Origin of the sequence: Nocardia nova, from assembly GCF_002933465.1 — a bacterium.
Taxonomy (GTDB): domain Bacteria; phylum Actinomycetota; class Actinomycetes; order Mycobacteriales; family Mycobacteriaceae; genus Nocardia; species Nocardia nova_B.
In genome coordinates this window covers 1-1,287 of record NZ_PSZE01000089.1, presented here as the reverse complement: position 1 = coordinate 1,287, position 1,287 = coordinate 1, and the positions used below count along the sequence as shown (strand labels likewise).

Sequence of the window (1,287 nt, the reverse complement as noted above, 5' to 3'; positions counted from 1 at the left end):
TGGCCTGTCCCCGATGGATGAGACCGCTTGGTATTAGAGTCCTGTTGGCCCTGCAAGGGGCTGGAAGGGACGATGAGAGATATGGCTGGTCGGAAGCGGCATTCCGCGGAGGACATCGTGCGCAAGCTGCGCCGCGCGGACGAGTTGGCCGCGGAAGGCAAGACCGGCGAACAGATCGCTGCCGAGCTGGGAGTCTCGGCGGCGACGATGTACAACTGGCGCCGCCAGTTCGGCGGTATGGACACCGACGCTGCGAAAGAGCTCAAGGAGCTGCGCGAACAGAACGCACGGTTGAAGCGGCTGCTGGCCGACGCCGAGCTGGAGAAGGACGCGCTGCGGGAGATCGCGAAGGGAAAATTCTGAGCCCAGCCGCCAAGCGCCGCGCCGTGGACATGCTCAAGAATGTTCAGAGCCTGTCGGAACGGTTCGCGTGCAAGGTTGTTGGGCTCGCACGGGCGAGCTATCGCCGTATTCCGTTGGCGCAGACCCCTGCCGATCCGGATGCCGATCTTCGGGCCTGGCTTCGCGCCTACGCGACGAAACATCCCGGCCACGGATTCCGGCGCGCCTGGGCTGCGCTGCGCCATGACGAGGGCGCCGAGGTGAACAAGAAGAAGGTTCATCGGCTCTGGCGCGAGGAGGGCCTGCAGGTGCGCGCGCATTCCCCGCGCAAGCGAGCCGGCACCTCGTCGGTGCCGCGGACCGATGCCGACGCACCGAAGGTGGTGTGGGCGTTGGATTTCCAGTTCGATTCCACCGTCGACGGCAAGGCCGTGAAGATCGCGTCGATGATCGACGAACATACCCGCGAGTCGCTGCTGCATCTCGTGGAGCGTTCGATCACCGCCGAGAAGCTCGTAGCCGAACTGGAGAAGGTGTTCACGGCGCGGGGCGGTCCGCCGATGGTGCTCCGCATGGACAACGGACCAGAGATGATTTCGACTGCGCTGCAACAGTTCTGCGTCGACCGGGTCGGGATCTCCTACATTCCGCCGGGCACGCCGTGGAACAACGGCTACATCGAATCGTTCAACCGGCGGCTGCGCGCAGAATGCCTGAACCGCAACCACTGGACCTCCCTGCTGGAAGCCCGCGTGGTCATCGGCGACTTCAAGACCGAACACAACCTGCGCCACCGCCACTCGGCGCTGGGCTACCTCACGCCGACCGAGTACGCTGTCCGCTGCGGCCACACCCACCACCCCGTGGCCTGCACCATCAACTGAAACTGGATCGAAAACAACCCGGACTCAAAACCCGGGTGGTCCCGTTATCGGGGACCGGCCA

The 1,287-nt window shown here is 64.8% G+C and carries 1 protein-coding gene; it reads left to right on the top strand.

All coding sequences use genetic code 11. From position 1 onward, the window contains the following. Positions 1-81 precede the first annotated feature (81 nt). A protein-coding gene (locus tag C5E41_RS32945; RefSeq protein ID WP_439956518.1) for an IS3 family transposase occupies positions 82-1,226 on the top strand; the annotation gives its coding sequence in 2 pieces (ribosomal slippage) (positions 82-349 and positions 349-1,226; 1,146 coding nt in all). The last annotated feature ends 61 nt before the right edge of the window (positions 1,227-1,287 follow it).